General features: G+C 65.6%; 11 protein-coding genes. 5 read left to right on the top strand and 6 right to left on the bottom strand.

Translation table 11 applies throughout. The features are described 5' to 3' along the window. The first annotated feature begins 289 nt into the window (after positions 1-289). The 4 genes from VN706_07020 (at position 290) to VN706_07005 (ending at position 5,533) form a co-directional block, all read left to right on the top strand. Positions 290-1,420: an ROK family protein gene (locus VN706_07020; protein HXT15365.1), complete on the top strand. Its 1,131-nt coding sequence runs from the start codon at positions 290-292 to the stop codon at positions 1,418-1,420. A 63-nt stretch (positions 1,421-1,483) separates the two neighbouring features. Beyond that, the gene (locus VN706_07015; protein HXT15364.1) at positions 1,484-2,128 is read left to right on the top strand and encodes a hypothetical protein; all 645 of its coding nucleotides are present in this window, start codon (positions 1,484-1,486) and stop codon (positions 2,126-2,128) included. A 141-nt stretch (positions 2,129-2,269) separates the two neighbouring features. Continuing rightward, entirely contained in the window at positions 2,270-3,487 is a 1,218-nt protein-coding gene (locus VN706_07010) for an aminotransferase class I/II-fold pyridoxal phosphate-dependent enzyme (GenBank protein HXT15363.1), read from the top strand. 201 nt (positions 3,488-3,688) lie between these two features. Next, positions 3,689-5,533 carry an ATPase, T2SS/T4P/T4SS family gene (locus tag VN706_07005; GenBank protein ID HXT15362.1) on the top strand — a complete coding sequence of 615 codons (1,845 nt, stop codon included), beginning with the start codon at positions 3,689-3,691 and terminating at the stop codon, positions 5,531-5,533. A 22-nt stretch (positions 5,534-5,555) separates the two neighbouring features. Here VN706_07005 and VN706_07000 read toward each other — a convergent pair whose 3' ends face one another. From VN706_07000 to VN706_06980, 5 genes are all read right to left on the bottom strand, one after another. After that, positions 5,556-7,676, bottom strand: coding sequence for a xanthine dehydrogenase family protein molybdopterin-binding subunit (locus tag VN706_07000; GenBank protein HXT15361.1), 2,121 nt, complete (start codon positions 7,674-7,676; stop codon positions 5,556-5,558). Next, entirely contained in the window at positions 7,673-8,665 is a 993-nt protein-coding gene (locus tag VN706_06995) for a xanthine dehydrogenase family protein subunit M (protein HXT15360.1), read from the bottom strand. Before VN706_06995 ends, VN706_07000 begins: the two co-directional genes overlap by 4 nt. After that, a complete protein-coding gene (locus VN706_06990) occupies positions 8,662-9,687 on the bottom strand; it encodes a 2Fe-2S iron-sulfur cluster-binding protein (protein HXT15359.1) in 1,026 nt (341 codons plus the stop codon). The genes VN706_06995 and VN706_06990 overlap by 4 nt, the downstream gene beginning before the upstream one ends. Positions 9,688-9,750: 63 nt before the next feature. After that, complete coding sequence (locus tag VN706_06985; GenBank protein ID HXT15358.1) at positions 9,751-10,200, bottom strand: PIN domain-containing protein; 450 nt, start codon at positions 10,198-10,200, stop codon at positions 9,751-9,753. A 28-nt stretch (positions 10,201-10,228) separates the two neighbouring features. Continuing rightward, positions 10,229-10,483 (bottom strand): hypothetical protein, encoded by a 255-nt coding sequence (locus VN706_06980; GenBank protein HXT15357.1) that lies wholly within the window; start codon positions 10,481-10,483, stop codon positions 10,229-10,231. A 202-nt stretch (positions 10,484-10,685) separates the two neighbouring features. Between VN706_06980 and VN706_06975 the strand changes: the two genes are divergently transcribed. Then, positions 10,686-11,822, top strand: coding sequence for a type IV pilus twitching motility protein PilT (locus VN706_06975; GenBank protein ID HXT15356.1), 1,137 nt, complete (start codon positions 10,686-10,688; stop codon positions 11,820-11,822). Here the strand turns inward: VN706_06975 and VN706_06970 are convergent. After that, the gene (locus VN706_06970; GenBank protein HXT15355.1) at positions 11,819-13,567 is read right to left on the bottom strand and encodes a cation:proton antiporter; all 1,749 of its coding nucleotides are present in this window, start codon (positions 13,565-13,567) and stop codon (positions 11,819-11,821) included. The two genes, VN706_06975 and VN706_06970, sit on opposite strands and share 4 nt — an antisense overlap. Positions 13,568-13,627: the final 60 nt, after the last annotated feature.

The raw sequence follows: 13,627 nt of genomic DNA, 5'->3' as shown, positions 1-13,627 counted from the left end.
AACGCCCCCCGCGTTTGCGAAGATAGTCATGAATCTGCGGCGAATTTCTTCTTGACGAAAGCGACGGTGAATTGAATCATGCGTTCATGCGACTCGAGAGTCGATGAATCACCGTTTTCCCGCGATGCCTGCAAACGACGCCCCGCGCGGCCCCTCTATCTGAGCGGTCGCGCTTCGTTTTTCTGAGTTACAAATCCCGGTCCCACGGTCCCGAGTCATGCGAAAAATCAACACCCGCAGCTTCCGACTGGCCACGCGGTCCACTCCACGCGAGGTAAACAAACAGATCGTGCTGAACCTCATCCGTGAGGCCCAGCCCATCTCGCGCGCCGAGTTGGCGCGGCGCATGAACGTGCGACGCGCGTCGTTGACGACGATCGTCCGCGAGCTGCTCGCCGCCGGTGACGTCGAGGAAACAGGTCGCGCCGCCTCGGCGCGCGGCCGCCGCCCGACGCTCCTTCGCATTCGCACACGCGGACGCCTGGTCGTTGCCGTCGACGTGCGGCCGGTGCGAACCAACCTCGCCCTCGCCGATTTCGCCGGCAACGTCCTCGAGCGGCAGTGGATCGAAACGCCGAAAGATCCCTCGTTCGTCGCGGACGCCATCGCGCGCGCCGCTCGCGCGCTGCTCGACGCGCACGATCACGTCGTGGAGCAGGAGCAGTGTCACGGCATCGGCATCGTCGTGCCGGGCATGGTCGATCGCAAGACAGGTCGCGTGCTCTACGCCCCGCGTCTCGCGTGGCGTGACGTGCAGCTTCGCGAAGCGGTACAGGCGCAAACCGGACTTCCCGCATTCGTCGAGAGCGCGCCGATCGCGTGCGCGCTCGCGCGGCTTTGGTCGTTCGACGGGGGCGCCCGCAGTGCGTCGCGCGTCGTGAACAATTTCGCGTACGTGAGCGTCTCGGACGGCGTTGGCGTCGGCATCGTGACGCGTGGGGAAGTCATGCGCGGCGAAACGAACACCGCGGGAGAGTTGGGCCACGTCTCGCTCGATCCGAGCGGTCCGGCGTGCGCGTGCGGACGCCATGGATGCTGGGAGGCGTTCTCGTGCAACGCGGCGACGGTCGCGCGCTACGGCGGCGGTGGCCGCGTGTCTGTCGAGGAGATCGTGCGCCGCGCGAAACAGGGCGAAGCATCCGCGGTGGCGACGTTGATCGAGACAGGCCGGCAGATCGGACGCGGACTCGCCGCGGTGATCAACGCGTTCAATCCAAAGCGGATCTATGTCGGCGGTGAGATCACCGCGGCGTGGGAGCTGATCGAGGCGCCGATGCGCGAGCAGCTGGTCGCGGGTACGCTCACCGAAGCGACGCAGCGAACGCCGGTCTACGCGGACGCGAACCCCGGCGAGTATCGGCTGCTCGGCGCGGTGGCGCTGGTCGCGGCGCCGACGTTCGCGGCACCGCGTGTCGCTTGAGCATGAGCAATTTTCACGAAGTCTAGTACGAATTATCCAATTGTAGACGGAAGATACAATATCGTGCTCACTGTCGTGCAGTTTCTGCACGAATTAGAGTACGATATGCGCATCGAGCCCGTACGTCCCCACGCAGCTCCGGAGCCACGCCTTCCGATCGGCTCGAGCGCGCCGACGGTCCCGGCTTACACCGCCGTCGTCATCGACGTCGAGGCCGCCATGCCCGCGCTCGAGTGTTTCGCATGGCTCGCGCAGCGGCGCGGCGACATCGTCCGGCGACGAGTAGCTGACTTGGCAGCGAAGGCGGAGCGCGAAGGAATGACGTCCGCGAATCTCTACCGCGAGCGGCTCGCACTCATTCGGCCGCGACGCGACGATCTCGATACGCTCGCCTCGGAGTACGTCGCGCAGCTGCCGCCTGAAACGGCCTTCACGGTGCGACGACTCAAGTACAAGGGCGTTCGTGTCGTGCTCGTGAGTGCGGGACTGCGTTACGCACTGCTGCGCGTCGGCGCGCGGCTCGAGCTCGATCTCGCGGACATCCACGGAGTCGATGTTCGATTCGACGCACTCGGCGCCTACACCGGGTTCGATGCGCTGTCACCCCTGGCACAAATCGATGGCAAGGGCACGCTCCTCGCGCAGCTCGATCTGGGCGCGTCGCCGCTCGTGCCGAAATCGTTGTCGCAGTTGGCGTCGCTCGCGTAGCAAAACCGAATTGTCATCCTGAGCGAAGCGAAGGACCCCTCAGTCGCCGAGGAGAGCGTTCCGCTTAGAGAGGGGTCCTTCGGGCCTGCGGCCCTCAGGATGACAGTGTTGCAAAGCTCTTTCACCCGAACCACCTCGTCCATGACCTCACTCGCTCCGGAAGGCCTGGCGTCGCATCGACTCGACACGGTTTCGTTCGGCAAGATCGTGCAAATACGCGAAGAGCTGCTGAAGGCCCAGGCCGCGGGAGCGAGAGTCGTTCGATTCGAGTCGGGCGATCCGAGCTTTGCCGTCGCGCCGCACATTCTCGACGCCATGTCGTCCGCGGCGGCCGCGGGCAAGACGCACTACGTCCCCAACGACGGCATTCCGGAGCTGCGCGCCGCGCTCGCCGAAAAACTCGCGCGAAAGAATGCCATCGACGCGGATCAAGGCGACGTGTTCCTGACGAACGGCGCGATGCACGCACTGTACGTCGCGTTCGGCGCGCTGTTGAGCGAAGGCGACGAAGTGATCATCCCCGACCCGATGTGGACCGAAGTCGCCGAGAATATTCGGCTGGCCGGTGGTGCGCCGGTGCGCGTGGTCGTGGATGCGGATGGAGACTACGCGTACGATCCGGCGGCGATCGCGCGCGCGATCACGCCGGCGACGCGCGCCATATTCGTCAACTCGCCGCACAATCCCACCGGAGCGGTGCTGCCGCGTGAATCGTTGGCGGCGATCGTCGAGCTGGCCCGCGAGCACGAGCTGTGGGTCGTATCGGACGAAGCGTACGAGGACGTGATCTACGAACCGGCGGTGCACCATTCGGTTGCGTCGCTGGCCGGCGACTGGGCGGAACGGGTGATCAGTATTTTCTCATTCTCGAAGTCATATGCCATGAGCGGCCTGCGCACCGGCTACATCGTGACGCGCGCGCCCCTCTTGCAGGAACGAATTCAGAAGCTCCTGCGCTGCACGATCAACGGCGTGAACAGCCTGGCGCAGTGGGGCGCGCTTGCCGCCGTCACGGGACCGCAGGACCAGCTGGCGAAGATGCGTGCCGAGTATCTCCTGCGGCGCGACGTGTTGCTGTCGGCGCTGCGCGGGATCGACGGCGTGGACCCGTTCACGCCGCGCGGCGCATTCTACGTGTGGGCCGAGCTCGACGAGACGCTGTACGAACGGTTGCAGGTGCGCGATGCCGGCGAGCTGTCGGCGCGGCTTGCCAGGGCCGGCATCGGCAGCGCGCCGGGCGATGCGTTCGGCGAACACTCGGCCGGCGCCATTCGCTTTGCATACAGTTGCGGCACCGAGATGGTTCGGTCGGGTTCGGAGCTGTTGCGCGCGGCGCTCACGGGCGAGCTGGTCATATAGCTCCACGGGCGGGGGCTCGACTGCCGCGCTGCGCGCCTTCGCTCGGGATGACAACGAGTGCGTCCCACAAGTGCCGGCCCAAGCGGCCCGGGCCGTTTTGCTTGACACCCCCCCGGGCCTTCCCGACCTTACGACTTCGGGCCCCCGGTCGTCCTACCGATACTATAGAGTCAGGCCCGTCCCCAGCTTCCTCCGCTCCGCATGGCTGCGCCACACCCGACCCCCACGTCCGTCGAACGCATCGGTGATCTCCTCCACAAAGAGGGGCTGATCACCGGCGAACAGCTTGCCAAGGCGTTGCTGGAAGCGAAGCAGACGAACACCCGCGTCGGCTACAACCTCGTCAAGCTCGGCTTCATTCAGGAAGTCGAATTGACGAAGATGCTCGCCAAGCAGCACAAGATGCCGGCCGTGGACCTTTCGCGATTCGAGGTCGACCCAAAAATCGCGAAGATGATCCCGAACGACCTCGCGCAGAAGAACCTGGTCATTCCGCTCAAGCGCGACGGACGCACGCTCACCGTGGCGATGGCCGACCCGGCGAACCTGGGTGTGCTCGAGGATCTCAAGTTCATCACGCGGTACGACATCTTCCCGGTGATCGCGGGCGAGTTCACGCTGCGCAATCTCATCGAGAAGATCTACGGCGCCTCGGACGAACAACAGATGGCGTCGTTGATGGATACCATCGACGAGCTCGGCGACATGGGCGGCGACGTCGAAGTCGTCGAGGAGACGGAAGAAGAAGTTTCGCAGGCGGCGCTCCAGGCGCAGATGGAAGACGCGCCGGTCGTCAAGCTGATCAACGCCATCCTCACCGATGCCGTCAAGCGCGGCGCCTCGGACATTCACTTCGAGTGCTTCGAGCACGACATCCGCGTGCGCTACCGCATCGACGGTGCGTTGCAGGAGATCATGAAGCCGCCCATGAAGCTCAAGGCGGCGTTGATCTCACGCTTTAAGATCATGTCGTCGCTCAACATCGCCGAACGCCGCGTGCCGCAGGACGGCCGTATCAAGCTCAAGATGGGCAACAAGGTGATCGACTTCCGCGTGTCGACGCTGCCCACGCTGTTCGGCGAGAAGATCGTGCTCCGTATTCTCGACAAGGGCAACCTCACCTTCGACCTCGAGAAATTCGGCATTGAGCCGCGTGCCGAGCACGATCTGATGGAAGCGGTGTCGAATCCGTACGGCATGGTGCTCGTCACCGGTCCGACGGGCTCGGGCAAGACGACGACGCTCTACTCGTCGCTGTCGAAGGTGAACACGATCGACGTGAACATCATGACCGCGGAAGATCCCGTGGAGTACAACCTCTACGGCATCAACCAGGTACTGGTGCGCAACGAGATCGGCATGACGTTCGCCGCGGCGCTGAAAGCGTTCCTGCGGCAGGATCCGAACATCATCATGGTCGGCGAGATTCGAGATCTCGAAACCGGCGGCATCGCGATCAAGGCGGCGCTCACGGGCCACATGGTGCTGTCGACGCTACACACCAACTCGGCACCGGAAACGGTGACGCGTCTGCTGGACATGGGCCTCGAGCCGTTCAACGTGGCGTCGGCGCTCAACCTGATTCTCGCGCAGCGGCTGGTGCGGCGCATCTGCTCCAACTGCAAGGTGCAGTACGTACCCGACAAGCTCGAGCTGGACGCGGCCAAGGTGACGCCCGAGACCTCGATGCGCGATCTCCGCTTCACCGAGGAGGCGCTCGTCAACGCGAAAGCGAAAGCCACCAAGGAAGCGGCGCCGTTCCTCGAGACGCTGAGCCTCGACACCAAGGTCAAGGAGCTCGGCTTCTTCAAGGGCAAGGGCTGCGATCAGTGCAACGGCACGGGCATGAAAGGCCGCCAGGGCGTGTACGAGGTCATGGTGATGACGCCGCATTTGCGAAAGCTGGTCATGCAGAATCTGGGCGCCGCCGAGCTCCGCGACGGCGCGATCGAGGAAGGCATGCTGACGCTGCGCATGGACGCGTGGCTCAAGGTGATGAAGGGGATCACCACCACCGAGCAGATGATTCGCGAGACGTCTGCATAATCGTCGTCCTGCGGCGCTTCGCTCAGGCCGACATGACGAGCTTGTCCAACCGAATCGGCAATTCCCGCACGCGCCTTCCGGTCGCGTGATACACCGCATTCGCGATCGACGCCGCCACGCCGGTGATCCCGATCTCTCCGGCGCCCTTCGCGCCGACCGTGCTCACATGCGGGTCGTTCTCGTCGACGAAATGCACGTCGATCGTTCCAACGTCGGCATTCACCGGCACCTGATACTCGGCCAGGTCGGCGTTGAGGTAGCGGCCCGTATGAGGGTCGATATGAGTCTCCTCTAATAGCGCCATGCCGATGCCCCAGATCACGCCGCCGCGAATCTGGCTGCTTGCGGTCTTCTCGTTGAGGATCCGCCCCACACCGTGCGCCGTGACAATCCGCGGCACCCGAATGAGCCCGAGGTCGGGGTCGACGCGCACCTCTGTGAACACGCCGCCGAACGAGTGCATGGAGTATTGCTGCTGCTCCTGACCCGGCCGCGACGTGAGCGTGACCTCGACCGGCTGGCCGCCGTTCTTCGCGATGATCTCGGCGACGCTGTTCGACGCCAATCCGCCCGGCGCGAGCTGTTCGATCTTCTGGCGCAGCGCCATCGCCGTGTCGTGCACCGAGCTGCCCGTGGAGGCCGCCGTCACCGAACCAGTCGACGCGGGATTCTCCGGCATCGTCGTGTCGCCGAGCTCGAAGCGTACCCGATCGACCGGAATGCCCAGCGCGTCGGCCGCGATCTGCGACATCGCGGTGTACGTGCCGCACCCGATTTCCTGCGTGCCGGCGCGCACCCACACGCGGCCGTCGGGCAATAGACGCGCGGTACTCGCCGCCTGCTGACGTCGCGCGGGGTACGTCGCCGTCGCCATGCCGTAGCCGACGAGCCACCGCCCGTCGCGCATCGAACGCGGCACCGGGTTGCGCTTCGACCAGCCGAATGCGTCAGCCGCCACACGATAGCATTCTCGCAACGACTTGCTCGACCACGGCTTTCCGCTCTCCGGATCGCGCTCGGCGTAGTTCTTCAGGCGCAGCTCGATCGGATCCATCTCCAGCGCGTACGCCAGCTCGTCCATCGCACTCTCGAGCGCAAACGTGCCCGTCGATTCGCCGGGCGCGCGTTGAAACGTCGGCGAACCGACGTTGATGCGCACCACGTCATACTGCGTCTGGACGTTCGGGCAGGCGTACAGCATGCGCGTCTGGTTCAGCGCGGGCTCGATCCAGTCCTCGAGCGTCGACGTGTTCGAGGTGCTCGTGTGGCGCGTCGCGATCAACGTTCCGTCACGCGATGCGCCGAGTGAAACATGCTGCACTGTGCGGGGCCGCCCACCGACGGGGCCGAACATCTGACGCCGCGTGAGCACGAGCTTGACGGGCCGCTGCACTTCGCGCGCGGCCATCGCGGCGAGTGGCTCGTGCGACCACGAACCACCTTTGCTGCCGAATCCGCCGCCCGTGAAGTAGGCGATCACCCGCACGTTCTCGGGCGTGATGCCGAACGTCTTCGCGACCGAGTTGCGCACGCTGGTGATGCCTTGCGTGGACTCGTACAACGTCAACGTGTCGCCGTTCCAGGCGGCGATGACGTTGTGCACTTCCATCGGGTTGTGATTCTCGAGCGGCGTTGTATAGGTATTGTCCACCTTTACCGCCGCTTCCGTCCAACTCTTGTCGAAGTCTCCGCGAGCGTACGTGCGCTCGCCGCCGAGTGGATGGACCTGATCGGGCGGATTCTTCGGCGCGGTGTCCATGTCGAGCACCGCCTGCTCTTCGTCGTATCGCACCCGCACCATGTGCGAGGCCGCCGTCGCGTGTTCGAACGTGTCGGCGATCGCCAGGCCAATCGGCTGGCCATTGTAATGAACGTCGCGGTCCTGCAGCAGCGTCGGACGACGCATGGTCGCCGCGCCGGCGCCGGGCAACTTCGGCGCGTTGAACGGCGTGATGATCTTGATCACGCCGGGCGCGCGCTCCGCCGCCGACGTGTCGAATGCCGCCACGCGCCCTTTGGCGATGGTGCTCGTGATCATCACCGCATGCACGAGGTTCGGTATCGCAAACTCGGCCGCGTACTTCGCGCCGCCGGTGACTTTGAGACGTCCGTCAACTCTGTCCAATGGCTGGCCGAGACTCATGCCGACACCTCCGTCAGTGCGCGCACGAGCGTGCGTTTGGCTAATTCCACTTTGAACGCGTTGTCCTTGTGCGGCTTCGCACCGGCGAGGGCGGCGTTCGCTGCCGCGCGGAATGTCGCGGCGGATGCGGGCTTGCCGATGAGCGCATGCTCTGCTTCGCGCGAGCGCCACGGCTTCGTTGCGATGCCGCCAAGCGCGACGCGTGCATCGCGCACCGTGCCATTCTGCACGTCGAGCGCGACGGCAGCCGCGGCCAGCGCGAACGCGAAGCTCGCGCGATCGCGCACCTTCAAATACATCGACCGCCGCGCGAACGATATCGCCGGCAGATCGAAACCCGTGATCACGTCGCCAGGCGCGAGCACCGTTTCGCGCTCGGGATGCGCGCCGGGCAACACGTGCAGCGTCGAGAAGGGAAGCGTGCGGTCGCCATGGACACCGCGCACGCGCACCGTGGCGTCGAGCGCGGCGAGCGCCACCGCGAAATCCGACGGGTGCGTCGCGATGCAATGCTCGCTCGTCCCGAGAATGGCATGTTGGCGGTTGAAGCCGCGAATCCCGGAGCAGCCGCTGCCAGGCGCGCGCTTGTTGCATGCGCTCGCGGTATCGCGGAAGTACACGCAACGGGTGCGCTGAAGCACATTGCCGCCCATCGTCGCCATGTTGCGCACCTGTCCCGACGCGGCGAGCAGCAGCGACTGACTCACGAGCGGGTACCGCTCCCGCACGCGCGTGTCCCACGCGACGTCGCTCATGTGCGCGAGTCCGCCGAGTCGCAGTCCGCCGTTCGGCAGATCGCTCACCGACGCGAGCGATGCATCGCGCCGCACGAGCGGATTGAGATCGACGACGCGCGCCGGCCGCTCGACGTCGAGCTTCATGAGATCGATGAGCGTCGTTCCGCCGGCAACGAACCGTGCCGCGGTTGTCGAGCCCGCGCGGACGGCGGAATCAAGATCGGCGGCGGTGACGTATTCGAAATCGATCATTGCGACGCCCTCCGCTGCCGCACGTCCTGAATGGCGGCGACGATGCCGACATAGGCGCCGCAACGGCAGATGTTCCCGCTCATCGCTTCGCGCACGTCGTCGTCGTTCGGTCCCCACGGCTCGGCGAGCATCGCCGTCGCCGACATGATCTGTCCCGATGTGCAGTAGCCGCACTGAAAGCCGTCGTGCGTGATGAACGCTTGCTGCATGGGATGCAGCTCGTCGCCCTCGGCGAGACCTTCGATCGTCGTGATGCGCTTGCCCTGCTGCATCATCGCGAGCGTGAGACAGGAGAGCGTGCGGCGGCCGTCCACGTGCACGGTGCACGCGCCGCACTGGCCGTGATCGCACCCCTTCTTCGTCCCGGTGAGCGCGGCGTACTCGCGCAATGCATCGAGCAGCGTCACACGTGGCTCGAGCGTGAGCGCGACGTCGCGTCCGTTGACGTTGAGCGTCACGTCGCGCGCGGTCGACGTCATCACCGCGGCGGCGCGTTCGGCGCGTGCGAACTTGGGCTCGAGCGTCAGCGTGATCGCGGCGCCGAGCACCGTGGCCACGAACTCGCGACGCGACCATTGGCCGCGCGCCGAAACCGGCGCGATCGCCGCGCTGATCGAGCGGCCGAGCGTGACGTCGTCGAGCGGGTCGCCGACATGTCGCCAGCGAACGAGGCCGTCCGCATCGATCACGAACACGGCCGCTTCGCCCTCGACGCCGAATGCGCGCGCTGCCGACGCTTCGCCGTCGAGCACGGGAATCGAGACGTCGTCATCGCCGAACGCGAGCGAGCGCCACGGTCCATCGCCGCCGACGCTCACCAGTCGCGCGGCCGCGACACCGGGCAGATGGGCAATGAGGCGGTTGTACGCGTCCACGTGCGCCTGGCGAGCGGGATCCCAGCCCGGCGGATGGAAAACGAGCAGCAGCGGCGAGCCGCGAAATTCAGAGAGTCGTCGGGATTCGCCGGCCGCCGTGACGAGCGTGAAATCGGGCGGCTGCTGTCCCATGGAGAGAACGGGCATCGGCAGTCAGTTCGCGTGGTTGACGAAACGCGACCTGGCGCCGCAAAAGGCGTGCTTCGCCCATCAAAGGACGGCGGCTGTCTCTCGAAATTGAAAGCCGCGCAGATGGCGTTGAATCGCCGCGAAGTCGCGCACGTTCTCCGTCACGAGGATCGCCTCGGCTTCGCGGCACGATGCGGCAAGCAGCGCATCGTTGACGAGCGAGGGCGGCCCGTCCGCCAGGCGTCGTCGTTCGCGCGTGGCGAGATCCGACAACACTCGGCCCGCCTGCGTGTATGCGTCGAACGACGGCACGATGAGGCGATCGCGCGATTGATACGGCGCAATGAACGCCTCGAGCGCGGCCCGTTGTCTCGGGTCATTCGCGCCGGCGCGCAACTCCAGCGCGACGACCGCGTGCAGACGCAGTCCGTTGCCGGCGCGCACGCGGAAGCGCTTGAGCGCCCCGAGCCGCTCAGGGTCTCGGAGCGCCGTGATGTAGACGTTGGTGTCGAGCGCGTAAAGCCCGCTCACGTCCGGTTAATTTCGGGAAATGCCGGTGTCACCGCTCGGCGACGCGGCGACGGCGCGCCGCGGCGTTGCCGGCGAACACGTCGTCGAGGCCGCCGAGCGAGGCCAAACGGTCGAGCGCGGCGAACTCATCGCCGAGCGCGACGATGTAGTCGAGCGCGAGGTCGACGGTTTCCGTATCGTTGCGCGCACCGAGCACGCGCTTGGCGGCGTCGAGCTTGGCCGCGTCCATATCCATGTTCTTGCGGACGCGGCCGGCTTTGTAGGTGGCGGGATTCTCAGTCATGTCAGTACAGAAAATAAGTTGACAAAATATGTACGAATCGTCCAGGAATGTCAACTTTGTCGGTCGCCATTCCCCGCAGGCCTTCGGGGCGCGCCGACGGTCAGCTTCCCCTTGGCTGGGTTCGCCATTCGTTGACCGATGGGCTCGTAGATCGTCTGTATAAGTCAGTTATCCCATCTCGCTCAGGTCAGCACCGACTTCGATGACCGCTCCTACCGCAACACCTCCCTCCGTCGCGCCGCAGTCGCTCAACCTCCGGGTGCTCCTGGAGGAGATGATCGAGCGTGGCGCGTCCGATCTGCACGTCACTGCCGGCGAGCGCCCCATGCTTCGCGTGGACGGCGACATGACCCGGTCGTCCATCGATTACGTGATGCAGCCCAAGGACACGCTGCAGCTCGCGTATTCGGTGTTGACCGAGAATCAGAAAAAGCGCTTCGAGATGGAGGATGAGCTCGATTTCTCGTTCGGCATTCAGAACCTGGCGCGCTTCCGCGGCAACTGCTTCAAGCAGCGCGGCTGCGTCGCGATGGTCATTCGTCAGATCCCCTTCAACATCAAGACGTTCGAGCAGCTCAACCTCCCGAAGGTGTTGAGCGATCTCGCCGATCGTCCGCGCGGGTTGATTCTCGTCACGGGCCCGACGGGCTCGGGCAAGTCGACGACGCTCGCCGCGATGCTCGACAAGATCAACAAGGAAGTGAAGGGGCACATGATCACGATCGAGGATCCGATCGAGTTCATTCACAAGCACCAGAGCTGCATCGTCAACCAGCGCGAGGTCGGCAGCGACACCAAGAGCTTCAACGCGGCCCTCAAGTACGCGCTGCGGCAGGACCCGGACATCGTGCTGATCGGCGAAATGAGAGATCTCGAAACGATCTCCGCCGGTCTCACCATCGCCGAGACGGGCCACTTGGCCTTCGCGACGCTCCACACGAACAGCGCGGCCGAGGCAATCAACCGCATCATCGACGTGTTCCCGAGCCACCAGCAGTCGCAGGTGCGCGCGCAGCTCGCCTTCTGTCTCGAGGGCGTGGTGACGCAGACGCTGCTGCCGAAGGTCGGCGGCAAGGGCCGCGCGATGGCGGCGGAGATCCTCGTCGTGACGCCGGCGATTCGCGCCCTCATTCGCGACGACAAGATCCACCAGATCTACTCGATGATGCAGTCCGGCAAGAAGTACGGCATGCAGACGATGAACGACGCGCTGTATCAGCTCTACATGAGCAAGACGGTGGCGTTCGAGGACTGCATGCGCGCCAGCCACGACGGAGCGGAGCTCATGCGCATGTGCGGCATGACGCCGGAAGAGAAGGGCGCGCCGGCGAAGCGCTAGTCGCCGTCGTTCCGCGTTTCGGAACGCCGCTCTCGTCGTAGTCGATCCAGCAGGCGGTCGGTTTCCACCGGGTCGATGCCGCTGCGTCCGAGCGCGTAGCGAGCCATGCCGAGCGCGAGCTCTCGCTCGCCCATCACCGCGGTGCCGACGCGCCGCTCCTCGAGCCACTGCTGCTCGGCGGCGCTGTGCGTGCGCACGACGATGTCCATCGATGGGTTGAACGATCGCGCGAGATCGACCATCGCTCGCGTTTGATACGCGCCGGGCGCCGCGATGACGAGGATGCGCGCGGTCGCGATGCCCGCGTGCTCGAGCACCGTCCGCCGGCTCGCGTCCCCGAAGATCGCGTCGATGCCGCGGCGGCGAAGATCCTCGACCGCCAACCGGTCGCTCTCGATGACGACGAACGGAATCGACTCGGCGCGCAGCGCTTCGCCGATCGTCGCGCCGACGCGGCCATAACCGACGAGCACGACGTGTCCGGTGACATCGGCCTCGTCGGCGACCGGGTTTGCGTCGCGCAACTCGCGATGCTCGAGCAGGCGAGCGGCGCGAGGGTGCGCGTTCAGCCACGTGACGGTTGGCTTGGCCGCCGCGAACAGGAGCGGGTTCACGATGATCGACACGATCGCCGCGCCGAGGATGAGACTCTGCCCCTCGGCGGGCAGCAGTCCGGTCGCGAGTCCGAGCGTCGCGAGAATGAATGAAAATTCGCCGATCTGCGAGATGCCCGCGGAAACCTTGAGCGCGGTCGCGACGGGATAGCGGAAGCGAAGGACGAGTGCGAATGAGATGATCGCTTTCGCAACGACGGCGATCAGGGTGGCGACGAGCAGAGCGAGCGGCCGCTCGACGACGACGCGTGGGTCGAACACCATGCCGACCGAGACGAAGAACAGCACCGCGAACGCATCTTGAAGCGGAAGCGCTTCGGCCGCGGCCTGGTGGCTGAGATCCGATTCGGCGATCACGACGCCGGCCAGGAATGCGCCGAGCGCGAAGGACACGCCGAACAGCGATGCGGCGCCGAACGCGATGCAGAACGCGGTGGCGAGCACCGACAAGGTGAAGAGCTCTCGCGATCCGGTGCGCGCAACGGAGGCGAGAAGCCGCGGGATGAAGCGCGTTCCAGCGAACAGCATGATCACGACGAAGACCGCGACCTTCGCGAGCGTGATCGCCAGCGATTTCGCGATCGCGCCCGATCCCCCGGCGCCGTGTCCTGCGCCGGCGAGCGCAGGGAGGAGCACCAGGACGACTACCATCGTCAAATCCTCGACGACGAGCCAACCGACGGCGATGCGTCCTTCGGTCGAGGTGAGCAGTCCGCGTTCTTCGAGTGCGCGAAGAAGCACGATCGTGCTGGCAACGGATAAGGCGAGACCGAACACGGCGCTCGCGCCGAGACTCCAGCCCCATGCGTGGGCCACGAGCATCGAGAGTGCGGTGACGAGCGCGATGCGTAGGAGCGCTCCGGGCACCGCGACGTGCCAGACCGCGAGCAGGTCGCGGATGGAGAAATGCATTCCGACGCCGAACATGAGCAGGATGACGCCGACTTCCGCGAGCTGCGAGGCGAGACTGGCGTCGGCAACGAAACCCGGCGAGAACGGCCCGACGAGGATCCCCGCGGTGAGGTAGCCGACGATCGCGGGAACGCGGATCCGGGTCGCGATGAAGCCGAAGACGAAGGCCAAACCGAGCCCGGCGGTGATGGTCGCGATGAGCGCCGTTTCCTGATGCATGCAGGGAATTACGCGTGGTGGGGAAGCGTGATCCACATCACCGGCAGCTTGGGCGGCCGC

This window comes from Gemmatimonadaceae bacterium, assembly GCA_035606695.1.
Taxonomy (GTDB): Bacteria; Gemmatimonadota; Gemmatimonadetes; order Gemmatimonadales; family Gemmatimonadaceae; genus JAQBQB01.
This window is presented reverse-complemented; position numbering and strand designations above follow the sequence as displayed.